At 67.9% G+C, this 24678-nt stretch carries 22 protein-coding genes, 1 pseudogene and 2 riboswitches; of the genes and pseudogenes, 11 read left to right on the forward strand and 12 right to left on the reverse strand.

Annotation, left to right across the window (positions count from 1 at the left end; translation table 11 throughout):
- Positions 1–46 precede the first annotated feature (46 nt).
- A complete protein-coding gene (locus GTH33_RS16390) occupies positions 47–1195 on the forward strand; it encodes a saccharopine dehydrogenase family protein (RefSeq protein WP_163959316.1) in 1149 nt (382 codons plus the stop codon).
- A 71-nt stretch (positions 1196–1266) separates the two neighbouring features.
- On the opposite strand, the gene GTH33_RS16395 is transcribed toward GTH33_RS16390, so the two are convergent.
- Both GTH33_RS16395 and GTH33_RS16400 read right to left on the reverse strand, forming a co-directional pair.
- Positions 1267–1593, reverse strand: a complete 327-nt coding sequence (locus GTH33_RS16395) for a hypothetical protein (protein ID WP_163959317.1) — start codon at positions 1591–1593, stop codon at positions 1267–1269.
- Positions 1590–3808 (reverse strand): annotated as a pseudogene (locus GTH33_RS16400) (ribonuclease R family protein). The gene GTH33_RS16395 and the pseudogene GTH33_RS16400 overlap by 4 nt, the downstream one beginning before the upstream one ends.
- Before the next feature lie 79 nt (positions 3809–3887).
- On the opposite strand from GTH33_RS16400, the gene trhO reads away from it, so the two are divergent.
- Positions 3888–4814: an oxygen-dependent tRNA uridine(34) hydroxylase TrhO gene (trhO, locus tag GTH33_RS16405; protein WP_163959318.1), complete on the forward strand. Its 927-nt coding sequence runs from the start codon at positions 3888–3890 to the stop codon at positions 4812–4814.
- Positions 4815–5451: 637 nt separating this feature from the next.
- On the opposite strand, the gene proS is transcribed toward trhO, so the two are convergent.
- A complete protein-coding gene (gene proS / locus GTH33_RS16410) occupies positions 5452–6981 on the reverse strand; it encodes a proline--tRNA ligase (protein WP_163959319.1) in 1530 nt (509 codons plus the stop codon).
- 114 nt (positions 6982–7095) lie between these two features.
- Here proS and GTH33_RS16415 point away from each other — a divergent pair, with 114 nt between their 5' ends.
- Positions 7096–7998 (forward strand): DMT family transporter, encoded by a 903-nt coding sequence (locus GTH33_RS16415; RefSeq protein ID WP_163959320.1) that lies wholly within the window; start codon positions 7096–7098, stop codon positions 7996–7998.
- Here GTH33_RS16415 and GTH33_RS16420 read toward each other — a convergent pair.
- The 6 genes from GTH33_RS16420 to GTH33_RS16445 all read right to left on the reverse strand — a co-directional run bounded on the left by GTH33_RS16420 (position 7995) and on the right by GTH33_RS16445 (position 14445).
- Entirely contained in the window at positions 7995–8498 is a 504-nt protein-coding gene (locus GTH33_RS16420; protein ID WP_163959321.1) for a CcdC protein domain-containing protein, read from the reverse strand. The two genes, GTH33_RS16415 and GTH33_RS16420, sit on opposite strands and share 4 nt — an antisense overlap.
- Positions 8499–8597: 99 nt before the next feature.
- Entirely contained in the window at positions 8598–10172 is a 1575-nt protein-coding gene (gene gcvPB / locus GTH33_RS16425) for an aminomethyl-transferring glycine dehydrogenase subunit GcvPB (protein ID WP_163959322.1), read from the reverse strand.
- Positions 10169–11527, reverse strand: coding sequence for an aminomethyl-transferring glycine dehydrogenase subunit GcvPA (gene gcvPA, locus GTH33_RS16430; protein ID WP_163959323.1), 1359 nt, complete (start codon positions 11525–11527; stop codon positions 10169–10171). Before gcvPA ends, gcvPB begins: the two co-directional genes overlap by 4 nt.
- A gap of 116 nt (positions 11528–11643) precedes the next feature.
- On the reverse strand, positions 11644–12015 hold the full coding sequence (gene gcvH / locus GTH33_RS16435) for a glycine cleavage system protein GcvH (RefSeq protein ID WP_163959324.1): 372 nt from the start codon (positions 12013–12015) through the stop codon (positions 11644–11646).
- Position 12016: 1 nt separating this feature from the next.
- The gene (gene gcvT, locus GTH33_RS16440; RefSeq protein WP_163959325.1) at positions 12017–13225 is read right to left on the reverse strand and encodes a glycine cleavage system aminomethyltransferase GcvT; all 1209 of its coding nucleotides are present in this window, start codon (positions 13223–13225) and stop codon (positions 12017–12019) included.
- Positions 13226–13284: 59 nt separating this feature from the next.
- Positions 13285–13391: riboswitch (glycine riboswitch) on the reverse strand.
- Positions 13392–13484, reverse strand: a riboswitch (glycine riboswitch).
- Between the two features lie 325 nt (positions 13485–13809).
- Positions 13810–14445: a hypothetical protein gene (locus GTH33_RS16445; protein ID WP_249054930.1), complete on the reverse strand. Its 636-nt coding sequence runs from the start codon at positions 14443–14445 to the stop codon at positions 13810–13812.
- A 145-nt stretch (positions 14446–14590) separates the two neighbouring features.
- Here GTH33_RS16445 and ispH point away from each other — a divergent pair, with 145 nt between their 5' ends.
- The 3 genes from ispH to rnhA all read left to right on the forward strand — a co-directional run bounded on the left by ispH (position 14591) and on the right by rnhA (position 17110).
- On the forward strand, positions 14591–15562 hold the full coding sequence (gene ispH / locus GTH33_RS16450) for a 4-hydroxy-3-methylbut-2-enyl diphosphate reductase (RefSeq protein ID WP_163959326.1): 972 nt from the start codon (positions 14591–14593) through the stop codon (positions 15560–15562).
- Positions 15563–15698: 136 nt separating this feature from the next.
- Positions 15699–16652, forward strand: coding sequence for a homoserine kinase (gene thrB, locus GTH33_RS16455; RefSeq protein WP_163959327.1), 954 nt, complete (start codon positions 15699–15701; stop codon positions 16650–16652).
- Positions 16649–17110, forward strand: coding sequence for a ribonuclease HI (gene rnhA, locus GTH33_RS16460; protein ID WP_163959328.1), 462 nt, complete (start codon positions 16649–16651; stop codon positions 17108–17110). The genes thrB and rnhA overlap by 4 nt, the downstream gene beginning before the upstream one ends.
- Positions 17111–17264: 154 nt before the next feature.
- Here the strand turns inward: rnhA and GTH33_RS16465 are convergent, their stop codons facing one another.
- The 3 genes from GTH33_RS16465 to GTH33_RS16475 are packed head-to-tail and all read right to left on the reverse strand — an operon-like array spanning position 17265 to position 19505.
- Positions 17265–17438 carry a YegP family protein gene (locus tag GTH33_RS16465; protein WP_163959329.1) on the reverse strand — a complete coding sequence of 58 codons (174 nt, stop codon included), beginning with the start codon at positions 17436–17438 and terminating at the stop codon, positions 17265–17267.
- A gap of 58 nt (positions 17439–17496) precedes the next feature.
- Positions 17497–18576, reverse strand: coding sequence for an NAD(P)/FAD-dependent oxidoreductase (locus GTH33_RS16470; protein WP_163959330.1), 1080 nt, complete (start codon positions 18574–18576; stop codon positions 17497–17499).
- On the reverse strand, positions 18573–19505 hold the full coding sequence (locus tag GTH33_RS16475) for an alpha/beta fold hydrolase (RefSeq protein ID WP_163959331.1): 933 nt from the start codon (positions 19503–19505) through the stop codon (positions 18573–18575). The genes GTH33_RS16470 and GTH33_RS16475 overlap by 4 nt, the downstream gene beginning before the upstream one ends.
- Positions 19506–19557: 52 nt before the next feature.
- On the opposite strand from GTH33_RS16475, the gene GTH33_RS16480 reads away from it, so the two are divergent.
- The 5 genes from GTH33_RS16480 (at position 19558) to GTH33_RS16500 (ending at position 24650) form a co-directional block, all read left to right on the forward strand.
- Positions 19558–20025, forward strand: coding sequence for an A24 family peptidase (locus GTH33_RS16480; RefSeq protein ID WP_163959332.1), 468 nt, complete (start codon positions 19558–19560; stop codon positions 20023–20025).
- A gap of 79 nt (positions 20026–20104) precedes the next feature.
- The gene (gene cpaB / locus GTH33_RS16485) at positions 20105–21142 is read left to right on the forward strand and encodes a Flp pilus assembly protein CpaB (RefSeq protein ID WP_163959333.1); all 1038 of its coding nucleotides are present in this window, start codon (positions 20105–20107) and stop codon (positions 21140–21142) included.
- Position 21143: 1 nt separating this feature from the next.
- Entirely contained in the window at positions 21144–22706 is a 1563-nt protein-coding gene (locus GTH33_RS16490) for a type II and III secretion system protein family protein (protein ID WP_163959334.1), read from the forward strand.
- Positions 22707–22720: 14 nt separating this feature from the next.
- The gene (locus tag GTH33_RS16495; protein ID WP_163959335.1) at positions 22721–23377 is read left to right on the forward strand and encodes a CpaD family pilus assembly protein; all 657 of its coding nucleotides are present in this window, start codon (positions 22721–22723) and stop codon (positions 23375–23377) included.
- A 1-nt stretch (position 23378) separates the two neighbouring features.
- Entirely contained in the window at positions 23379–24650 is a 1272-nt protein-coding gene (locus GTH33_RS16500) for a CpaE/TadZ family protein (RefSeq protein ID WP_163959336.1), read from the forward strand.
- Positions 24651–24678 lie beyond the last annotated feature (28 nt).

Here is a 24678-nt window from a genome sequence, read left to right on the forward strand (position 1 = left end):
CTTGCCGCAAGGCGCATGACGTTCGCGTAAAGCAAGGGAGAGAGCAATGCGCGACTTCGACATCGTCGTCTATGGCGCGACCGGCTTCACCGGGCGCCTCGTCGCCGAATATCTGACCCAGCAAGGCGTCGCCCGTTGGGCGATGGCTGGCCGCAGCCGCGCCAAGCTGGAGGAGGTCCGCGACCTGATCGGCGCGCCGGCCGATACGCCGCTCATCGTGGCCGATGCCGACGATCCCGCCAGCCTGAATGCGATGGCGGCTTCGACGCAGGTCGTCGTCACCACCGTGGGTCCCTATCAACTGTACGGCGAGCCGTTGATCGCCGCCTGCGTCGCGGCCGGCACCGCCTATGTCGACCTGTGCGGTGAGCCGGCGTGGATGCGACACATGATCGACGCGCACCACACCGCCGCACAGGCGAGCGGCGCGCGCATCGTCTTCTCCTGCGGTTTCGATTCGATCCCGTTCGATCTCGGCGTGCTGACCTTGCAGGAATGCGCCCGCGCCAAATACGGACACCCTGCTCCGCGCGTAAAGGGCCGCGTGCGTGCGATGAAGGGGGGCTTTTCAGGCGGCACCGCGGCCAGCCTGAAGGCGACGCTGGCCGCCGCGGCGCGCGATCCGTCGATTCTCGGTTTGCTTGCCAGCCCGTTCGCGCTGACGCCAGGGTTCAGCGGTCCACACCAGCCCACGGGGCTGATCCCGGAATTCGACGCGACGTTGAACACGTGGGTGGCGCCGTTCATCATGGCGGCCATCAACACCAAGAACGTGCATCGCACCAACTTCCTGCTCGACCATCGATACGGCAAGGATTTCGTCTATGACGAAATGATGGTCGCGGGCCTCGGCGAGATGGGCAAGGCCGCGGCGGAAGCGATCGCCAAGCTCAATCCGCTGGCGAGCGACAAGGGGCCGAAACCTGGCGAGGGTCCCAGCAAGGAAGAGCGGGACAGCGGGCATTATGACCTGCTGTTCGTCGGGCTGATGCCGGATGGCGCGCGATTCGACGCGGTCGTGACCGGCGATCGGGACCCGGGCTACGGATCGACCAGCAAGATGATCGCCGAAACGGCGCGCTGCCTGCTCGAGACGGAGGGCGCCGGTGGCATTTGGACGCCGGGCGCGCTGCTGGGAACAGGATTGCGCGACCGGTTGCAGGACAAGGCCGGGCTGACCTTCACGGCCGGCTGACGAACTTCAGCGGCCGTGCGGCCTGATCGGCATTCCACCACGCCAGATCCGCCGCCATGCACAGGATATGGTCATATCCGGTAGAACAACACGGCGACCACAGCCACCAACAACGCCACGATCAGCATTACCGGCACGCTCTTTGCGCGCCGTGCTGCGGCCGCGGCTTCATAGGCGTCCATATCGAAATAAAACCGCCCCTTGGCCGGCATCCGGATCGATCCATCGGCGATCATCGATGCGAACGCCCTCGCCTCGCGTGCATCGGCCGGTGCGAAGGGGATCGCATCGTCCGCCGTCACCGCCCGCGCTTCGACGAAACGTGGCGCGATGCTGCCCTTCACCAGATAGCGGTCGCGGACCGTACCGCGCGCGTGTTCGCGAACCAATCGGCTCAACGCCTTTTGCCCTGATGACGGATGTTGTGCGGCCGACCGCGATGCTTGATGACGCGATCCTTCCGTCCGGACCCGACATGCCGTGGCCCTGGCGCCGCGCCTTTGCCCTCCGGCAGTTCGAACCGGAGCGCTCCCGACACCGGATTCGCCTCTGCCAACCGCAGGTCGATCCGTTGGCCGAGCGTATATTCCTCGCCGGTCTGTTCGCCGATCAGTTTGCGCGCCGCTTCGTCGAACCGGAAATATTCACCGCCGAGATCCCGAACCGGCATCAACCCGTCGCCGCCGATCCCCTCGACCGTGGCGAAGAAGCCGTAATTCTGCACGCCGGTGATCCGCGCCGAGACGGTTTCCCCAACCTTCTCCGACAGGAATGCCGCAACGTAGCGATCGATCGTATCGCGCTCCGCCTCCATCGCGCGGCGCTCAAGGCCACTGATCGTCGTGCCGATCTGTTCCATGGCCTCGGCATCCGCCTTCGTCAGTTCGCCCGGCCCCAGCGTGTAGGCCGCCACCAGCGAACGGTGGACGACGAGGTCGGCGTACCGTCGGATCGGTGAGGTGAAATGCGCATATGACCCCAGCGACAAACCGAAATGCCCCTGATTGGCCGGCGCGTAATAGGCCTGCGTCTGCGTGCGCAGCACCTGCTCCATCACCTGCGGCCGAAACTCGGCATCGCCGACGCGGGTCAGGACATGGTTGAAGGTTGCCGGGCGGATCACCTGCCCGAGTGCGAACGGCACATCGAAGGTTTCCAGGTAATCCTTCAGCGCCACCAGCTTTTCGCGGCTCGGCGGTTCGTGCACGCGGTACATCACCGGCGCCTTCTTTCCCTCCAGCGCCTTTGCCGCGGCGACGTTGGCGGCGATCATGTAATCCTCGATCAAGCGGTGAGCATCCAGCCGTTCGCGCGGCGCGATCGACATGATCCGGCCCATCTCGTCGAGCACCACGCGCCGTTCGGGGAGGTCGAGGTCGAGCGGTTCGCGCGCGTCGCGCGCGCTGGCGAGCGCGCGCCAGCAGTCCCAGAGCGGCCTCAGCACCGCGATCATCGGGCCCGCATCGGCATCGATCATCGCCTGCGCATCCTCATATGCGAGGTTCGCCGCGATCCGCACCCGCGCGCGCGAAAAACGCCAGCTTTCCAGCTTGCCCGACTTGCCGATGCGCAAATGGCAAGCCAGCGCCGCGCGATCCTCGCCCTCCTTCAGCGAACAGACCTCCGCCGACAGCACCTCCGGCAGCATCGGCACGACGCGATCCGGGAAATACACCGAATTGCCGCGACGCCGCGCCTCGCGGTCGATCTCCGAACCCGGACGGACGTAGAAGCTGACATCGGCGATCGCGACCACCGCCTGCCACCCCCCGCGTTACCCGGATCGTCGTCAGGCGCCGCCCAAACGGCATCGTCATGATCGCGCGCATCGACGGGATCGATCGCGACGATGGGCAGATGCGTCAGATCCTCGCGATCGTCGCCAAGGGGCAGGCGCGACACCCGCTCCGCCTCGTCCAGCGCCTCGCCGCTGAAGACGTCGCGGATACCGAGCTTGTGAATAGCGATCAGCGAAAAGCTGCGCGGCGCGAACGGATCGCCCAGCCGCTGCACCACCCGCACGGAGATACGCGGCGGCCGTCCGGTCATCTCGGTCATCACCAGATCGCCCGCTTCGGCGTCGCCGATGTCCGACACCGGGAATTCGCGCCGGTCCTTCTTCTCGACCCCGGTCAGCCAGAAGCGGTCGCCATCGCGGCGCAGCACACCCAGCACCTGTTCGGACGCCTTGGCGAGCACCTTCATGGGATGCGCGACCCAGCCGGCGCCGGCCTCTTCGGTGCGCGCCAGGATGCGTTCGCCGATACCCAGCGCACCGCGCTTGCGCTCGCGCACCCGCAGGCGCGGCGGCGGCGTCTCGGCTTCCCACCGCTCAGGCACCGCCCAGACGTTGCCGCCATCGTCGACATCGGCGATGCGCAGCACCGTCACCCTGGGCAGGCCGCCCATCTTGTGAAAGGCGCGGCCGGGCGCGGAGTCGATCAGCCCCTCGTCCGCCATGTCCTTCAGCAACGCCTTCAGCCCGATCTTTTCCTGCGCGGTCAGACCGAACGCCTTGGCGATCTCGCGCTTGCCGGCAGGGACATCGGAGTGTTCGATGAAGTCGAGGATCTGCGCCTGCGTCGGCAGGCCGGTTCTTGGTTTTTTTGACACGCGGCAGAGATAGGGACTGCGCGGCCATGCGTCATGTGCGAACTTTGCGTGGACGCGTGGCTGCGGCTATGGCCGCGCGATGACCCGCGTTAGTGCGCTGTACCGCTTCACCCCGTTCGACGACCCCGCCGGCCTTCGCGAACCGCTGTTGCAGGCGTGCGAGGCGGCTGGCGTGCGCGGCACGTTGCTGCTGGCGCGCGAGGGGATCAACGGCACGATCGCGGGGCCGCACGCCGGGGTGGAGGCGGTGCTGAGCCATATCCGCGGGCTGCCGGGCTGCGCGACGCTGGACGTCAAGGACTCGCAGGCCGACGCGATGCCGTTCCACCGGACCAAGGTGCGGGTGAAGGCCGAGATCGTGACGATGGGCGAACCGGCGATCGATCCGCTCGACGCCGGCCACTACGTCGAACCGCAGGACTGGAACGCACTGATCGCCGATCCGCGGACGGTACTGATCGATACCCGCAACGATTACGAGGTCGCGATCGGCACGTTTGCGGGTGCGGTCGATCCCGAAACCCGGACATTCCGCGAATTTCCGGCGTGGTTTCGCGACCATCGCGACGATCTGCTGTCGGGCAAGGCGCAGGTCGCGATGTTCTGCACCGGCGGCATCCGCTGCGAAAAGGCGACGGCGTTCCTGAAGGCCGAAGGGGTGGCGGACGTCTTCCACCTCAAAGGCGGCATCCTCAAATATCTGGAGGAGGTGCCGGCCGAGGACAGCACATGGGCCGGCGAATGCTTCGTCTTCGACGAACGGGTCGCCGTGGGCCACGGCCTTGCACAGGGAACGCACGGCCTGTGCCGGGCGTGCCGGATGCCGGTGTCGCCGGCGGACCGCAACTCACCGTTGTACGAGGAGGGCGTGCGCTGCCCCCGCTGCGCGACATCGCGCGGCGACGAGGATCGCGCCCGCTATGCCGAGCGGCACCGGCAGGCATTGCTGGCGCAAACGCGCGGCGAGGCGCATGTCGGGCGGCGGTATGAGGATGCGCGCGACTGACCGTCTGGCGGTGCGGATCGTAAAGGGGGCGTCGTGGGTTGCGCTGACGTGCGCGATGCGTTGCTCTGCCATCGCGGCGGGTGGCGGGACCTGGTTGCAGGGGCTGGCGGTTTCGCGCGACGGCCGACGACGCCGTGGCCATGGGTCCCGGCGTTCGCCGGGATGACGATGGCTGGGGGGATGGCGTTTGACGGCGGGATGGCGTTGGCGCGCGGTGGACGGGCAGGACAGGCACAACCTGCATCCCGCCATAACCGGCATCGCAAAGCATAACTGGACTTTCAATTACAACCGGCATCCCGACCACAGCCGTCATCCCCGCGGAGGCGGGGATCCAGACGCGCAGGTATGGCTTGAGCCGCGACGATAGCGTGTATGGATCCCCGCCTTCGCGGGGATGACGTGTGTGGGGGGGGGAGGCAAGGAGGCCTTCGGTGACGTGGGTGGGGTGACGCTGCGACGCTTTAGGCGACGTGAGAGGGCGACGCTACGACGCCCTGTATGACGTGAGGGGGGGCGCTGCGCCGCCTTTGAGGATGCGGGAGGGGCGCGCCTTGGATGACGTGACAGGAGACCTACGACGTCCTACCGGCCGCTCCCGCCGCCCCTTCCCTCGACGGGCGACATCCAGCCCCCGTCAATAGGCTCGCGCCAGCAGTACCCGCTCCACCGACGCGTCGCCGGTGAATACGCACGCGCCCTCCGCGGCACCGGCATCCGACGGCGCATTGCGGATCGTCAGTTTGAGCGCCTTCAACCGTTCGACCACCGCATCGAGCGCGGCGCCCGTCGGCTTCGACCACGATACCTCGACCCAGCCGGGGTTCTTCACGCCCTCGGCGAAATGCGCCTCGACCGCGACCCAATCCGCGGCGGGCACGATGTTCGCCGTCAGCCGCTCGCGCGCCTGCGCGTGCAAAGCGGTCTGGATCGCGTGCAGCAATTCCGGCGCATCCGCCTCGAAATCGCCGCGTGGTATGACCTGCGAGTCGAGCTTGCCGTCCTCGCGGTACAGCCGGTCGCGGCGGATCACCGACACGTTGCCGCCCGCCATGTCGCGGCCGCCGATCTCGACGATGATCGGCGCGCCCTTCTTCACCCAGCCCCAGCGCTTGGTCGCCGCCTTGGCGGGCTTGAGGTCGAGCAGCGCACGCACCGGCTCGCCCAGCGCGGACAGGCCGGCGAGGTTCGACTGAATGGTTTTCGCGTAGGCGACCAGCGCCTCGTCCTCGGGCGTGTCGCGCAGCATCGGCACGATCACGATCTGCCACGGCGCGATGCGCGGCGGCACGCGCAGGCCGTCGTCGTCACCATGCACCATGATGACGCCGCCGACCATCCGCGTGCTGACGCCCCAGCTGGTGGTATTGGCCAGTTCCAGTTCGCCGCCGGCATTCTGGAATTTGATGTTCTGCGCCCGCGCGAAATTGGTACCGAGGAAATGGCTGGTCCCGGCCTGCAGCGCCTTGCCGTCCTGCATCATCGCCTCGATGCTGTACGTCGCGACCGCGCCGGGGAAGCGCTCGTTCTCCGGCTTTTCGCCCGCGACCACCGGCAGCGCCAGGCAATCCTCGGCGAACGAGCGGTACACCTCGAGCATCTTCAGCGTTTCCTCGCGCGCCTCGTCGGCGGTGGCGTGGGCGGTATGCCCCTCCTGCCACAGGAATTCGCTGGTCCGCAGGAACATCCGCGTCCGCATCTCCCACCGCACCACGTTGGCCCATTGGTTGATGAGCACCGGCAGGTCGCGCCACGACTGGACCCAGCGCGCGAACGCGGTGCCGATCACGGTTTCCGACGTCGGGCGCACGACCAGCGGCTCCTCCAGCTTCGCGGCGGGATCGGGCATCAGCCCGCCCTTGCCGTCGCTCACCAGCCGGTGGTGCGTGACGACCGCCATCTCCTTGGCGAACCCTTCGACGTGCTCCGCCTCCTTTTCGAAATAGGACAGCGGGATGAACAGCGGGAAATAGCAATTTTCATGCCCCGTCGCCTTGATCCGGTCGTCGAGCAGACGCTGGATACGCTCCCAGATGCCATAGCCCCATGGCCGGATGACCATGCAGCCGCGCACGCCGGATTCCTCGGCGAGGTCGGCCTCGGCGATGACGGACTGATACCAGGCGGCGAAATCGGCTTCGCGCGTGACGGAGAGTGCATGCTTCATCCTGGCGCTTTATCCGTGTCGCGAATATTCGTCACCCCCTTCGCCCGATCGCGCTAAGGCCGGGCCGTGACTCCCTGCCCGATCGCCCCTGCCCCGATACCCACCGCTCCCGTGATGACCGACCGCATCCTACCGGCCATCGCGTTGCGCCTGCTGTCGGTGGTGTTCTTCGCTCTGATGAACGCCGCGATCAAACTTGCCGAACAGGCCGGCGCCAGCGTCGTCGAGATCCTGTTCTTTCGACAGTTCGGTGCGGCGCTGCTGGTGTCCGCGGTGATCCTGGGCGGTCCCGGCCTGCCGTCCGTCGCGACGCGGCGCCTTCCCGCGCATGTCGTCCGCGCGATCGTCGGCCTCAGCGCCATGGCGATGACCTTCAACGGCATCGTCGCGCTGCCGCTGGCGGAGGCGACGACGATCGGTTTCACCGTGCCGATCTTCGCCACGATTCTGGGCGCGGCGGTGTTGCGCGAACCGACCGGCTGGTGGCGCTGGGGCGCGGTGATCGTCGGCTTCGTCGGCGTGCTGATCGTCGCGCAACCGGGCGGCGACCACTTTCCCCTGCGCGGCGCGGGCTTTGCGCTGGCGGGGGCGTTCGGCACCGCCTGCGTCACCATCCTGCTGCGCCAGATCGGCAAGACCGAGGCGGCATTGACGACGGTGTTCTGGTTCTCGCTCTTGTCGCTGGTGCCGCTGTCCGTGGTCTACGTACCGATCGCACAGGCGCATGGGCCGATGGGTTGGGCCGCACTGGCCGCGGTCGGCACGCTCGGCGGGTGCGCGCAGATCGCGATGACCAATTCGCTGCGCCTCGGCCCGGTGTCGGTGGTGGTGCCGATGGATTATTCCAGTCTGCTGTGGGCGACCTTGCTCGGCTGGCTGCTGTTCGACACGCTGCCCGCCGCCGCGACGTGGATCGGCGCGCCGGTCATCATCGCCAGCGGCCTGGTCATCGTCTGGCGCGAAACCGTGCGTCGCCGACAGGATACGCTGGCGGCCGGCGCGGGCGAGATCGCCTAGGCAGCAGCGAGCATGCGCTTGCCGCGCAAGTACATCTCGAGCCGCTGTGCGGTGAACAAGCCCAATGCCAGCGCCATCAGCACGTCGGTGATCGCCATCGGATCGAGCCCGACCGGCCCCGCATAGCTCATCGCCCCCCTGGCACCCGATCGCGCCACGATCAGCAGCACGATGAACAGCAGCGCGGCCGGCGACGAGGTCTGCCCCAGCGTGTGCGTTTCGGGATCGAGCGTGATGCGCATCATCTTGCCGCGCTGCCAGCCGAGCGCGCCACCCAAGGCCAAAGCGGCGAGGCAGAACGCCCAGCCCCAACCCTGCGGCGGAAAGCGCGAGAAGGTAAAGCCGATCACCACCGCATAGAATGCCGGCAGCACCCACAAGCGTTCGAGCTTCAGCGGCCGCACCCGGCTCATCCGCTTCCACCGGACCGCCATCACCACCGCGATGACGACCAGCGGGATCGCATAACTGATCCACCCGCCCGCTTGCTGTACCTGCATCTGCCGATCCCCTTTTGCCAAGAAGGCTAGCCGGACGGGCGGTCGAGGGAAAGCCGCCCCGCGGGATGCCGAAGCTTCCCGCAGGCCATGGCGGTTCGTTTATTCCGCCGCCTCGGCGAGCGGCGCGTCCTTCCACACCAGCACCGGCTTGCGGGCGGCGAGCGTTTCGTCCAGCCGGCTGCGCGGGGCGAAATGCGGTGCCGACTTGAGGGACGCATCGCCTGCCTTCGCCCGTTCCGCCACGGACCGCAGCGCACCGATGAACTGGTCCAGCGCCGCCTTCGATTCGGTCTCGGTCGGCTCGACGAGCATCGCGCCGTGCACGACGAGCGGAAAATAGACCGTCATGGGGTGGAACCCCTCGTCGATCAGCCCCTTGGCGACGTCCAGCGTCGAGAAGCCGTCGGCGAGGTTCGCATCCGAGAAGATCGCCTCGTGCATGCACGGTCCCGATCCCGCGAACGGCGCATCGAGCGTGTCTGCGAGCGAGCGCAGCACGTAATTGGCGTTGAGCACCGCATCCTCGGCGACCTGACGCAGGCCATCGGCGCCGTGGCTGAGGATATAGGTGAGGGCGCGCGTGAACATGCCCATCTGGCCGTGGAACGCGACCATCCGGCCGAAGCTGCCGGCATGATGCTCGCCCGCCGTCTCTTCCTCGACCAGCACGAACTGATCACCCTGCTTCTCGACGAAGGGCAGCGGCGCGAACGGGGTGAGCGCGTCCGAGAACACCACCGGCCCCGACCCGGGTCCGCCGCCGCCATGCGGGGTGGAGAAGGTCTTGTGCAGGTTGATGTGCATCGCATCGACGCCGAGGTCGCCAGGACGCACCCGGCCGACGATCGCGTTGAAGTTCGCGCCGTCGCAATAGACGTAGCCGCCCGCGGCATGCACCGCATCGCTGATCGTCCTGAGATCGCGCTCGAACAGGCCGCAGGTGTTGGGGTTGGTGATCATCACGCCGGCGACGTCCGGCCCCAGCCGCGCGATCAGCGCCGCGGTGTCGACGCGGCCGTCGGCGGTGGCGGGGATATCCTCTACCTTGAAGCCGGCGAAGGCGGCGGTGGCGGGGTTGGTGCCGTGCGCCGATTCGGGGACCAGGATGACCTTGCGCGTCCCTTCGCCGCGCTTTTCCAGCGCCGCCCTGATCGCCAGGATGCCGCAGAGCTCGCCATGCGCGCCCGCCTTCGGGCTCATCGCGACGCTGGTCATGCCGGTCAGCGTCACCAGCCAGTGGCTGAGCTGGTGGATGACCTCCAGCGCGCCCTGCACGGTGTCGACGGGCGCGAGCGGATGGACGTCGCTGAAGCCGGGCAGCCGCGCCATCTTCTCGTTCAGCCGCGGATTGTGCTTCATCGTGCACGACCCGAGCGGGAACAGGCCGAGGTCGATCGCGTAATTCTGGCGGCTGAGGCGGGTGTAATGGCGCACCGCCTCCGGCTCCGCCAGGCCGGGCAGGCCGATCGCCGCCTCGCGGAACAGGCCGCCGAGCCGGTTCGACGCGCCGAGTTCGACCGCGTCGGCAAAGTCGACGCCGGTCGTCTCGGTCGAGCCGATCTCGAAGATCAGCGCTTCGTCCAGCATCAGCGCCTTGTTGCCGGTGAAGGTCGGCGCAGCCGTCCCCGACGACGCCGTCATCTCGGGCCGCCAGCCGCTCTGGTTGATGCTCATGCCAATACCTCCTGAAGCGCGGCGGCAAACGTCTCGACGTCTTCCGCGGTGGTGGTTTCGGTGACCGCGACGACCAGTCCGTTCGCCAGACCCGCCTCGTCCGGATACAGCCGGCCGAGCGACACGCCCGCCAGGATGCCGCGATCCGCCAGCGTACGGACGACGGGGCGCGCCTCTTGCGGGAGCCGGAGCGTGAATTCGTTGAAGAACGTGTCGGTCACCAGTTCGACGCCCGGCACTCGCGCCAGCCGCTCCGCCGCCGCCGCCGCGCCGGCATGGTTGATCGCGGCGAGTTGCCGCAGCCCTTTCTCGCCCAGCAACGTCATGTGGACCGAGAAGGCCAGCGCGCACAGGCCGGAATTGGTGCAGATGTTGGACGTCGCCTTCTCGCGGCGGATATGCTGTTCGCGCGTCGACAGCGTCAGGACGAAGCCGCGCTTGCCATCGGCATCCACCGTCTCGCCGCACAGCCGGCCCGGCATCTGGCGGACATATTTGTCCTTGCAGCCGAACAGGCCGACATAGGGTCCGCCGAACTGCAGGCCTACGCCGAGCGACTGGCCTTCGCCGACGACGATGTCCGCATCCATCTCGCCCGGCGACCGGATCGCACCCAGCGCCACCGGTTCGGTGACGACCGCGATCAGCAGCGCCTTGTTTGCGTGGCACGCATCGGCGAGCGGCGTCAGATCGGCGATCCGGCCGAGGATGTCGGGATATTGCACGACGACGCACGACGTATCGCCGTCGATTCTCCCGATCAGCGCATCGATATCGGTCTGCGCGCCCAGCGTCGGGATCGACGTTTCCAGCGCGTCGCCGGTGTATTTCGCCATCGTCTTCGCGACGCTGACGTAATGCGGATGCAGCCCGCCCGACAGGATCGCCTTGCCGCGCCGGGTGATCCGCCGCGCCATGCCGATCGCCTCCCAGCACGCGGTGGAGCCGTCGTACATCGATGCATTCGCCACGTCGGTGCCGAGCAGCCGCGCGACCTGCGTCTGGAATTCGAACAGCATCTGCAGCGTACCCTGCGCGATTTCCGGCTGGTACGGCGTATAGGCGGTCAGGAATTCGCCGCGCTGGATCAGGTGATCGACGCTGGCCGGCACGTGATGGCGGTACGCGCCCGCCCCCAGGAAGAACGGCACCTCGCCCGCGACCACGTTCTTGCGAGCGAGCGCCGTCATATGCCGCTCGACCGCCAGTTCGGACGCGTGATCCGGAAGCCCGCGGACGGGGCCGTCGAGGCGGGCGGATTCCGGCACGTCGACGAACAGGTCGTCGATCGTCGCGGCACCGATGACGTCGAGCATCGCGTCGCGGTCAGGCTGGGTAAGCGGCAGGTAGCGCATTGATTACTCCCTAGACCCCTCTCGATCGCGAGAGCGGCTGGGGGTGGGGAAAATCCCGCCCGCGGGCAGGCCCCACCCCGCCCCTCCCCGAAAACGGAAAGGGGCTTTGCTAAGACTTACAGCTTCGAGACGAACGCCGCGTAAGCCGTCTCGTCCATCAGCGTTTCGAGCTCGCTGGCGTCGCTGAGCGTGATCTTGAAGAACCAGCCCTCGCCCTCGGCATCCGAATTCACGAGGCTCGGATCGTCGCCCAGCGCCGAATTGCCCTCCAGCACGTTGCCCGACACCGGCGAATAGACATCCGATGCCGCCTTGACCGATTCGACCACCGCGGCCTCGTCGCCCTTGTCCAGCTGCTTGCCGTCTTCCGGCACGTCGACGAACACGATGTCGCCGAGCTGGCTCTGCGCATATTCGGAAATGCCAACCGTGCCGACGTCGCCATCGACGTCGACCCATTCATGATCTTCGGTAAAGTAACGGCTCATCTCACTTGCCTCCTGCACGGACGTAGCGGTGGGGAACGAACGGCATCGGGACGACCGCCGCCTCGTGGATCTTGCCGCGCTGGACCAGCCGCACGGGCGTGCCGGCGGCGGCGAGCGCGGCCGGGACATAGGCCATGGCGATCGGCGCGCCGACGCTGGGCGCGAAACCGCCGCTGGTGACGCGGCCGATCACCGCGCCATCCGCATCGACGACGCTCGCGCCCTCGCGCACCGGCTGGCGTCCGGCGACCGACAGGCCGACGCGCTTCACCGCCGGGCCATCCTCGCGCTCGGCGAGAATGCGCTGCGCACCGGCGAAATCGGCCGCCTCGCGGCGACGCTTCGACAGGGCGAAGCCGAGGTCGGCCATCACCGGCGTCGTTTCGGGATCGAGGTCGTGGCCATACAGCGGCAGGCCCGCTTCCAGGCGCAGCGAATCGCGCGCGCCGAGGCCGATCGGCTTCACCTCGGGTTCGGCGCAGATCGCATCTGCGAAATCGGCGGCGGCTTCGGCGGGAATCGAAATCTCGACGCCGTCCTCACCGGTATAGCCCGAACGGCTGATCCACAGCGGATGGCCGTTCCATTCGAACGCCCCCGCGGTCATGAACACCAGAGCGTCGACACCGGGGATCAGGCGAGCGACCGCGGCGACCGCCTTTGGCCCCTGCACCGCGAGCAGCGCCTGATCCTCCATCAGGTTCATCGTGATGTCGTCGGGCAACACGTCGAGCAGGTAGGACAGATCGTCGTATTTGGTCGCGCCGTTGACCACGACATAGTGGCTCGCCTCGCCGAACGGATGCGCGCCCTCTTCCGGCAGCCGGGTCGCCATCAGGTCGTCGAGGATGCCGCCCTCGTCGTTGAGCAGCAGCGAATAGCGAATTTTGGTCGGAGCGAGTCCGGCGATATCGCCAGGCAACACCGCTTCGAGTGCCTTTGCGACACCCGCCGCGTCGATCCCGTCGCCGGTGAAGCCGACCTGCCCCATGTGGCTGACGTCGAACAACCCGGCCGATTCGCGCGTCCACAGATGTTCGGCCATGATGCCGTCATATTGAACGGGCATCTCGTAACCGGCGAACGGCACCATGCGGCCGCCGCGGGCGCGATGCCAGGCGTCGAGCGGCAATTGCAGGATCGCAGGCTCGTCGCCCTCGTTCAGGTCGTCGAGCGGGTCGGGCAGGGTGTCTGGCAGCGTGTCGCTCATCAACCGTCTCCAAAAAAGGCACGCGACCGGGTCGCAGGCACGGCTGCATCCCAATCTTGCGAACCCCCTCTGTCACGGGAACCTGAGAGCTTTGACCCTGCGTCGAGCGACACCGGGCTTACCCCTTCGGTGGCCCCTGTAAGGGGCGCTTTCCAGAGTGTCGATGAGGCTGCGCGCGGTCCGTTGTGCCTGAGAGATTCCGGGGTGGTTGCTCCTTCGGCGGCCTCTTTGTGCAGAGGCTCTCTCCCGCGTGCGCCCATGCCGGTTGCCCGGCATCGACATGCCAAGCTGTGGCGGTGCAGCATGGCTTAGTCAATCGGGAAAGACGCCGATCCTCCCCTCCCGCGCCAATGGGAGTCAGGGGCGGGTCGCGTGTCCGCGATACGCGATACGGACGCCATCGAACGCCCAGCGCCGTATACCCGGACGTCACCAGCCGGCCAGACACCCACCCCATAAGCGTCGTCATCCCCGTGCAGGCGGAGATCCATCACCTTCCGCCCCCGCTTGGGCCGAACCGCTGGCGTGTCCGGATCCCCGCCGCCGCCGGGATGACGAACAGAGCCCTGGCTTACGCCGCGAAACTACCGCTGTACGTTGTACTTCAGCTGATCGTCGGTCAGCTGGAACCCCACCAGCGCTTCAAAGCTGGCGCGCAGCACCGCGCTGCGCACCTCGGGCCGCGACAGCGGATCGGTCGCGGCATCCTCGTCGCCCGCCTTGCGCTTGCGGGTCAGCTGTTCGCGCACGTCGTCGGGCAACGTCGCCGCCGCCCGCGCGATCTGCGCCGAGGCGGAGCCGCTCGCCTGCGCACGGGCCTGGCCGGCGTCGAAATGGATCGCGATCTGGCCCTTGCGCTTCGCCGTCACCGCGGTGCCGCCCCGGACAATCGCGATATAATAGGGCAGCGTCACGTCGCGCGGCCCATCGGTGCGGGTGCGGCGGGCGAGCACGTCGAACGTCACCGCGCTGACGATCTGGTCGCCGGCATCGTTGCATGTCCCGCGCACGTTGGTCATGTTCGCGACGACGTCGATCGCGCCCGCATCACGGCTGGTGACCGGATCGAACAGCGTCAGGTCGCCGGTGTTGGCGGCGACGCCCACCGTCGGGCAGGCCGAGCGTACGGCGGTGATGCCGCCTTCCACGATCTCGCCCTTGCCGGCGCACCCGGAGAGGATCAGGCCGAGGGCGGTGAGGCCGAGAAGCGGAGTTTTCACGGAGACGCGTACCTTTGTCGAACGGGCAGATTGCGTCGCCGGACGGCGCCGGCGGTGCGGCGCGCACCATAGGAACCGCCCGTCGCGGGTGCAAGCAATCGCGTACTTCCGCGCGGTCGCCCAATCGCGTAGGAACGGCCGCATCATGGCCTCTCTTCCCCAGGCGGACGGCGCGAAGCCCGTCCTCGATCTGCTGATCGCAGCACCCCGTGGTTTTTGCGCTGGCGTCGATCGCGCGATCCGCATCGTCGAACTCGCGATCGAGAAGCACGGCGCGCCCGTGTATGTCCGGCACGAAATCGTCCACAACAAGTTCGTCGTCGATACGCTGAAGGCGCAGGGCGCCGTATTCGTCGAGGAGCTCGATCAGGTTCCCGACGGCGCGCCCGTCGTCTTTTCCGCGCATGGCGTGCCGAAATCGGTACCGGCTGCGGCACAGAATCGCGGCCTCGACTATCTCGATGCGACCTGCCCGCTGGTGTCGAAGGTGCACCGCCAGGCCGAAAGGCTGGTCGATGCCGGCCGCCACATCGTCTTCATCGGCCACGCCGGCCATCCGGAGGTCGTCGGGACATTCGGCCAGGTGCCCGAGGGGGCGATGTCGCTGATCGAGACGACCGCAGATGCCGAAGGCTTCACCCCGCCCGACCCGGACAATCTCGCCTTCCTCACCCAGACGACGCTGTCGGTGGACGATACCGCCGCGGTCGTCGCGGTGTTGCAGCGCCGCTTCCCCAACATGCAGCCGCCGCGCGGCGAAGACATCTGCTACGCCACCTCCAACCGCCAGGCCGCGGTGAAGGCGATTGCCGCCGCCTGCGATGCGATGCTGGTGATCGGCGCGCCCAATTCGTCCAACTCGGTGCGGCTGGTCGAGGTGGCGGAGCGCGAGGGCATTCCCGCCCGCCTGATCCAGCGTGCCGCCGATCTCGACTGGTCGTTCCTCGACGGCGTCGGCACGCTCGGCATCACGGCGGGTGCATCGGCCCCCGAATTGCTGGTGCGCGAACTGGTCGACCTGCTCGCCACCCGCTTTGCGGTGACCGAGCGCGAGGAAGAGACGACGCGCGAGACGATCGCCTTCAAGCTGCCGCGCGGACTCGAAGCGGCGGCTTAGGCGAGGCGTCGTCGCCCCGGCCCCGTTCCGGCATCCGTCCGGCGGTAGGCGACACACCCGCCTCCTGCCGATTGTGCGGGCGGAGGGGACCTCGAACACGTCCGGGGTGACGATCATTTGGAAGTGAGGGGAAAGCATGGCCGTCTACACGCAGGTGTCCGCCGAAGCGCTCGCCGGCTTCCTGCGCCGCTATGACGGCGTCGGCGATCTGGTTTCCGCCAAGGGCATCGCCGAGGGGGTGGAGAACAGCAACTATCTGGTCGACACCACCACCGATCGGTTCATCCTGACCCTGTACGAAAAGCGCGTCGATGCGGGCGATTTGCCATTCTTTCTCGACCTCCTCGACCATCTGGCGGCGCGCGGCCTGCCGGTGCCGCCCGCGATCCGGGACCGCGCCGGCATCGCGATCCAGCAGCTGGAAGGGCGCCCCGCCTGCCTGATCCGCTTCCTCAACGGCGTGTCGCTGACCCAGCCGACGCCCGCGCAGGCGGCCACCGCCGGTGCCGCGCTGGGAAACCTGCACACCGCCGTCGCCGGATTCGATGGCGATCGCGCGAACTGCCTGGGCGTCGGCGACTGGCGGCCGCTGCTGGAGCGCTGCGGCACCGATCTCGACCGCATCACCCCCGGCCTGTTCTCCCGTATCGACGCCGCGCTCGCCGCGGTCGAGGCCGCTTGGCCGCACACCCTGCCCGTCAGTGTCATCCACGCCGACCTGTTTCCCGACAATGTGCTGATGCTCGGCGCACGGGTCACAGGGCTCATCGATTTCTACTTCGCCTGCCGGGACGTGCGCGCCTATGACGTCGCGGTGATGCACACGTCCTGGGCCTTCGATCCGCTCGGCGCGCCGCTGGCGGGCGTAGGTCCGGCGTTGCTGGCGGGCTACACCGACGCGTTCGGCCTGTCCGGGGCGGAACGCACCGCGCTGCCGGTGCTGGCGAAGGGGGCGTGCATCCGTTTCCTGCTGACCCGCGCGTGGGACTGGCTCAACACGCCCGCCGATGCGCTGGTGACACGCAAGGATCCCCTTGCCTATCTTCGCCGACTCGACTGGTACGACGCACATCCGGAGGCTTTCGCATGACCGACCCCGCCCCGCAGCTGGTGGAAATCGCCACCGACGGCGCGTGCAAGGGCAATCCCGGCCCCGGCGGCTGGGGCGCCCTGCTGCGCTTCGGCAGCCATGAAAAGGAATTGTCGGGCAGCGAGGTGCTGACGACCAACAACCGGATGGAGCTGACCGCGGCGATCGAGGCGCTGCGCATCCTGACCCGGCCGTGCAAGGTGAAGCTGTCGACCGACAGCAAATATGTGATGGACGGCCTGACCCGCTGGATCCACGGCTGGCGCAAGAACGGCTGGCGCACCGCCGACAAGAAGCCGGTGAAGAACGTCGAATTGTGGCAGGCGCTGTTCGCCGAAACGCAGAAGCACGACATCGAGTGGATCTGGGTCAAGGGCCACGCCGGCAACGCCGACAACGAACGCGTCGACAAGCTGGCGAGCGATGCCGCGGTGATGGCCGGCCGCGCCGCCGCCTGAGCGGGTGGCGGGCCGGATCGGATCGACGATCGATCCGGGCGCGCGGCCCGCTGCATGCATCGTCCCGAACGTGCTGTCGGTCCATGGCTGGCGTCGCCGCGCGAAGCCGATCAGGCGCGGGGAGAATCGCAGACCTCTTGCCCGCGCCCCGGGATCACGCTTCCTCGACCGGCGCCTCGGGTCCGTTCTTCAGGATCGACGCGATGGCGTTGCGGGCCGAAGCACGGCTTTCATAGCCCTCGGTCCACCAGATCAATTCGCTGTTGTGCTTGAACTTGGCGACATATTCGCCGGCCTTGTTCTTTTCGATCACGAACTTGTGCGCCATGTCACGGTCCTCTCGTGCGATTGACGCAGGTTAACATCCTGATCCGGCGATGCAATCGTCAGAAGCGTGCCGGGGCGTAGCGGTCCGCGTCCACCCGTTCCAATCCGTCCGGCAGCGATCGGCCGAGCAACAGGCTCGCGGCCAGCGCGGCGCCGGCGGGGGCGGTCTGGATGCCGAAACCGCCCTGCCCCGCGCACCAGAAGAATGCAGGCACGACGGAATCGAACCCGTAGACCGGCAGCCGGTCGGGCGCGAAGCTGCGCAGGCCTGCCCAGCTGCGCTCGACGGCCGCGACCTGCCAGTCGACGACCTGCTCGAACCGGTCGACCGCCATCGCCACGTCCAGTTCCTCGGGCGCCGCATCGCACGGATCGACCGGTGTCTCGTCATGCGGGCTCAACCACAGCCGCCCGCCCGCTTCGGGCTTGAAATAGAATCGTCCGGAAATGTCGGCGACATGCGGCAGTGCATCGGTGGGCGCGGGATGGGTGCGCAATTGCGCCATCGTCCGCCGGTACGGCTGGATGCCCAACGGCGCCGCGCCGGCGCGGACCGCGACGGGATCGGCCCAGGCACCCGCCGCATCGACCAGCACCGTCGCCCGATAGATCCCGGATGGCGTCGCGATCGTCCACACGCCGTCCGCGCGGTGCGCGGCCTCCAGCCCCGCGCGCGTCGCGATCGTGCCGCCGGCGCGTCGGAACGCCGCCAGATACGATGCGTGCAGCGCCGCGACGTCGATATAGGCGCAGCTCGGCTCATGCACGCCGAGAGTCCATTGCGGGCGCAGGCCGGGCACGAACGCTGCCGGATCGACGTGCGACAGCGGCACGGCCGTCCCCTCGAACGCCGCGAGGAAGGCGTCGATATTCGCCGCATCCTCCGCCCGCCCGATGTGCAGGGATCCCAGCGGATCGAGGAAACCACCGTCCCGCAATGCCGGCCCGGACGCGCTGGTCAGCGGCTGGATATCCGGGCCGCCGTAGGTTTCCGACCAGAACGCCGCCGATCGCCCAGTCGCATGATATCCGGCCTGATCCTCCGCCTCGAGCAGCAGCACCCGCGCGTCCGGCGCGAGCGCCGCGGCAAGGCTGGCGCCGGCGATACCGGCACCGACGATGGCGATGTCGTAGGTCATGCGTGGCGTTCCAGGAACGCATCGATGAGGGCATAGGCGCGCAGCCGCACCGCATCGCCCTCACGCAGGATCTCATGCGCCGATTCGGGGCCGAAGCGCACCAGTTCGGCATGCGGCAATTTGCCCGCGAGCCGCACCGCGGCGGGGCTGTCGACCAGCCCGTCGGCATCGGCGACCAGCATCAGGATCGGCGTCGCCAGCGTCGACAGCCGGGGATCAGCCTGCAACCGCGCACCCGACACGAACGCTTCGAGTACCCACGCCCAGCTCGGCGGTCCGAGCAGCAGCGAAGGGTCGCGCGCATACCAGACCGCCTCGTCGGCGTAGCGATCGTGCGAATGGGTCAGCAGCCGCTCGCGATGCCCCGCGGACTTCGCGTCGCCGCGGACCGTCCATGCCGCGCGGGCCGGATCGCCGAGCCGCGTCATCAGCCGGGCTACGCGCAGCCCGGCCCCGGCTCCGACGGGCGACCGCACGCCCACCATCGGCGCGACCAGCACCGCCGCATCGGGATCGACCCCGCCATCCAGCATCGCACGCAAGGCGAGATGCCCGCCCATCGAATGCGCCAGCAGCATCGCGGGCCCGTCCGCGTCCGCCCGCCATTCGCGCCAGAACGCCGTGAGATCGTCGACCCAGGGATCGAAGCTGGCGGCGTGGCCGACATGCGGGTCATCGCTCAACCGCCCGGACCCACCCTGCCCGCGCCAGTCGAACGCAGTCACCGACCAGCGTTGCGCGTGGAGATGCGCGATCGTTTCGAGGTATTTTTCGATGATGTCGGCGCGCCCGCCCTGAACCAGGATGCGGCCACGCGAATCGGGGTGCGTCCAGTCGAACCGGCGATGCGGCCAGCCATCGGGCGCGACCCAGGCGGACACGCGTGATTCGACCGCCATGTCACGGCGCAGGGCGACGGTATCGGTCATATTCCAACGTGGTTACGTTTTCGCAAGCCATCGCGTCTACCTGTTCCGTCCGATGGGGTGGGACAATCTTTTCATGGTGGCGCTGGTCGTCATCCTTGCCGTGCTGCTGCTGGCGGCGGGGATCGAGGATGCACGCACGCGCGAGATCGCGAATGCCAAGAACATGGCGATCGCGTTGCTGGCACCGGTGTGGTGGTGGGCGAACGGCCTCGGCTGGGGCGATGTCGGAATGCAGCTGCTGGTCGCCGGCATTGTCTTCGCGGTGTTCGTCGCCGCATTCGCCTGCGGATGGATGGGTGGCGGCGATGTCAAGATGATCGCCGCCCTCGCGCTGTGGCTGCCGCTCGGCGGGCTCGTGCAGATGCTGATGCTGATGTCGATCCTGGGCGGTGCGATCACCGTCGCGATGATGCTGGAGCGGCGCTGGCAGCGCCGAATCGGTGCGATCGAGGTCCCGTACGGGGTCGCGATCGCCGCGGCGGCACTGCTCGCGCTGCCCGCGACGCTGTCACCGCAATGATACGAACCGGATTTTAACCACTCCGACCCGATGATTACCGCCGGTTCAATTGCCGGTGTGCTGAAAGGCCCGATGAGACATGGATAGTCGCAAGATCGTTTTGCTGGTGGGCGCGTTGTTCGTCGCCGGCATCACGGCATTCTTTGCCCGCACCCTCATCGCAGGGTCGTCGGCACCGCAAGCCGCCGCGATGGGGCGGCCCGCCGCGCCGCCGCCGGTCACCGGCCCCGAAGTGCTGGTCGCCACCCGCGCCCTGCCGGTCGGCACAATCCTGGATGCCACCGCGCTGAAGTTCCAGCCATGGCCGCAGGAATTGGTCGACGGCGCCTATTACATCAAGGCCGGCACCGATCTCAGCAAGCTGCTCGGCACGGTCGTCCGCAACGCGGTCACCGCCGGCCAGCCGGTCACCAAGGGTGCGCTCGTCTCGCCCGGTGATCGCGGCTTCCTGGCGGCGGCGCTCGGGCCGGGCATGCGCGCGGTCACCGTCAGCGTGTCCAACCAGGCGGCGGTCGCCGGCTTCGTCTTTCCGGGCGATCGCATCGACCTCGTCCTGACGCAGACCGTCACCGGCGGCGGCGATGGCCAGCCGCTGAAGGTGTCCGAGACGATCATGCGCAACGTCCGCGTGCTCGCGACCGATCAGCGTACCGACAATCTGGTCGGCGAGGACGGCAAGAGCCGGGTCAGCACCTTTTCGACAGTGACGCTGGAAGCGACGCCCAAGATGGCCGAGCAGCTCGCGGTCGCCCGCACGCTCGGCGAACTGTCGCTGTCGCTGCGCGCGCTCGCCGACAATTCGACCGAACTGGAAGAGGCGATCGCCAGCGGCGCCGTCTCGATGGCGAACCGCGATCCGAAATCCGAAAAGGCGACGATGCTCCGGGTCGCGACGCAGCCGCAGGTCGGCAGCGCCAGCTTCGCCACCGGCGGCGACGTTTCGCGCTTTCAACGCAGCACCGTGCCGGCCAAGAGCGCCACGCCGGTGCCCAACATGTCGATGCCAGCCACCGCTGGCACCCCCGGAACGGCGGCACCCGCCGTCATCCAGGGGCCGGTCGTGCGCGTCGCGCGCGGCAACAGCGTGACCGTGGTTCCGGTCGGGGGGAAGAATTAAGATGCGCACCAACCTAGCGTCTCTCGGCGTCCTGCCGCTTGCCGCCGCGCTCGCCGCGGCAACGGTCGCCGGCATGGCGAATGCGAGCCCGCCCGCCGGGCGCAGCACCGCGGCCGGCAGCACGTCGGTCGTCCAGATCAACACCGGCCGCGGCCGGCTCATCACGCTGGCGCGGCCGATGAGCGACGTGTTCGTCGCCGACGACGTCATCGCCGATGTCCAGGTCCGCTCGCCGACCCAGCTGTACATCTACGGCAAGAAGACCGGCGAGACGACGATCTCGGCCACCAGCAAGAACGGCGCCGTCGTCTATGCGACCACCGTCCGGGTCGGCCAGAATCTCGACTCGATCGATGCGATGCTCCAGCTCGCGATGCCGGATGCCCAATTGACCGCGACGCCGATGAACGGCCTGGTGCTGCTCACCGGCACCGTCGCCGGTCCGGGCGACGCGGCCGAGGCGGAACGCCTGGTCCAAGCCTATGTCGGCGAAAGCAGCAAGGTGGTATCGCGCCTGCGCACCGCGACGCCGCTGCAGGTCAACCTGCAGGTCCGCATCGCCGAAGTGAACCGCAGCTTTGCCAAGAACGTCGGAGTGAACCTGCAAAGCCGCGACAGCACGGGCGGCTTCAAATTCGGTATCGCGCAGGGGCGCGGTGCCAGCGGGCAATTCCTTCCCGGTGGCGCGTTGTCGACGGGCTTTACCTCGCCCGCGGCCAGCGGCGTTACCCAGGTGGCGAACGGTACGACCCTCGGCCTCGCCGGCAAGCTGCTTGGCCTCGACCTTATCGGTGCGCTGGATCTCGGCGAAACCACCGGTCAGGTGACGACGCTCGCCAATCCCAATCTGACCGCGCTGTCGGGGGAAACCGCGACCTTCCTGGCCGGCGGCGAAATACCGATCCCGCTGTCGCAGGGCCTTGGCGCCGTGTCGGTGGAATACAAGCAATATGGCATCAGCCTGGCCTACACGCCGACCGTACTGGCCGATGGCCGCATCTCGCTGCGCGTTCGGCCGGAAGTGTCGCAGCTCGATTACACCAATGCCGTTTCACTCAACGGCACCCGTGTTCCGGGCATCAGCAGCCGGCGCGCCGAAACCACGCTGGAGCTCGGCTCCGGGCAGAGCATGATGATTGGCGGCCTGCTGCAGAACAGCCACAACAACACGATCCAGAAGACGCCGTTCCTCGGCGATCTGCCGATCCTTGGCGCATTGTTCCGTTCCAACGGCTTTCAGCGCAACGAAACCGAACTCGTCATCATCATCACGCCCTACCTCGTGAAGCCGGTGAACAGTTCGTCGCAGATCGCGCTGCCGCACGATGGCTATCGCGCGCCCGACGATGCCTCGCGCATCCTGCTGGGCGAATTGGGCAGCGGCGGCAACGGTCCCCGCCCGGTGCCGACGATGGTTCCTGGCAATTCGGGGCCACCGCCGGCGTTCGGCGCGGTCGCGGCCGTGCCCGCCCTGCCCCGCCGCGACGTTCCGGTCGCCGCGGCGGATCCCCGTTCCTCTTCGAAGAAGAAGGGTGCAGCTCCCGCGCCCGGCTTCTCCAACTGATGTCTGCGAAGGACATGGCTGCGATGACCAAGCATTCGATCCTCCTCGCCGCGCTTGCCGCCCCGGCGCTGCTGCTCGGCGGCTGCATGGGGACGGAAAACCACGGACTGGAATCCGTCCATCAGCCGGTGGTGGCGCGACAGGATTACGCGCTCGACCTGACGACGACGGCGGGCGGACTGGCCCCGGGTGAAAATCGCCGGCTCGCCGGCTGGATGAACACGATGCACCTGGGCTTCGGCGACCGCGTCGCCGTCGATGCCGGCGCCGACGGCGGCTATGCCACCGGCGCGGCGCGCGACGATGTCGCCCGCGTCGTCGCCAGCTACGGCCTGCTGCTGTCGGACGATGCCCCCGTCACCAACGCGCCGGTGACGGCCGGTACGCTCCGCGTCGTCATCAGCCGCATGCACGCCACCGTGCCCGGATGTCCGGACTGGTCGCGCAACGCGAGCAGCGAGCTTGAGGCCAATACGTCCTCGAACTTCGGGTGCGCCATCAACACCAATTTGGCGGCGATGGTCGCCAATCCGGGCGACCTCGTCCGCGGTGCCGATCCCGACCGGGTGACCGACACGGCGGTCAACACCAAGGCGATCGAGGCCTATCGCAAGAAGCCGGCGACCGGCGCCGGCGCCCTCGAAACGGTCAGCGCCAAGGGAGGCAATTGATATGAATGCCCCATGGAAGCCCGCCGGCCTCGGCACCCGCGAACCCTTCGCAGCCTATGTCTGCGACGACACCACGGTCGAAACCCTGCGTCCGCTCGCGGCCGAACTCGGCTGGTCGGTCGACAAGGTCCACAAGGGCGGCCTGCGCAACGCCGTCCAGTCGCTCTCGGTCTCGGCCAGCCCGCAGATCCTGTTCGTCGACCTCGCCGAATCGGGCGATCCGCTGAACGACATCAACGCCCTTGCCGAGGTGTGCGAACCCGGCACCGTGGTGATCGCCGCCGGCCAGGTCAACGACGTCCGCCTGTACCGCGACCTCATCGCCAGCGGCATCCAGGACTATCTGCTGAAACCGCTGCATCCCGACGCGATGCGCGAGGCGTTCGTCCACGCGCAGACGATGCTCAACGCTCCCAAGCTCGCCGAGGTCAGTGCCGATCGACCGCATTGCGCGATCGCGGTGATCGGCACGCGCGGCGGCGTCGGGGCATCGACCATCGCCACGTCGATCGCGTGGTTGACGAGCGAGAAGGAAAAGCGCTCGACCGCGCTGCTCGATCTGGACGTCCACTTCGGCACCGGTGCGCTGACGCTCGACCTCGAGCCGGGTCGTGGCCTGACCGACGCCATCGAAAATCCCAGCCGTATCGATGGCCTGTTCATCGAACGCGCGATGGTGAAGGCGAGCGAGAACCTCGCCGTGCTGTCCGCCGAAGCGCCGATCAACCAGCCGCTGATGACCGATGGGACCGCCTTCTTCCAGTTGCAGGAGGAAATGCGCGCGGCGTTCGAGGCGACCGTGGTCGATCTGCCGCGGGCGATGCTGGTCCAGTATCCGCACCTCATCAGCGACATCCAGGCCGCGGTGGTGGTGACCGAACTGACGCTCGCCTCGGCCCGCGACACGATCCGCATCCTGTCCTGGCTCAAGACGCATGCGCCGCAGACGCATGTCACCCTGGTCGCCAATCGCGTCCACGCATCGGGCCAGCTGGAAATCAGCCGCAAGGACTTCGAGGGATCGATCGAGCGCAAGCTCGATTTCCTGGTCTCCTTCGATCAGAAGCTGGCGGCGCAGGCGGCCAAGCTCGGCAAGCCGCTCGCCGAGGCGGGCAAGACGTCGAAGACGATCGCGCCGATCGTCGACCTGACCCGCCACGTGCTCAGCGCGGGCGAGGAACTGGTCGCCACCGACAAGGTCGGCAAGCCGGCCAAGGGCAAATCGCTGATCGGCGGCTTTTCATCGCTGATGTCGAAGCGCGCCAAGAAGTGACGTTTACCCTTCCCTGCCACCCCGGCCC

This window comes from Sphingomonas insulae (assembly GCF_010450875.1).
Classification (GTDB): domain Bacteria; phylum Pseudomonadota; class Alphaproteobacteria; order Sphingomonadales; family Sphingomonadaceae; genus Sphingomonas; species Sphingomonas insulae.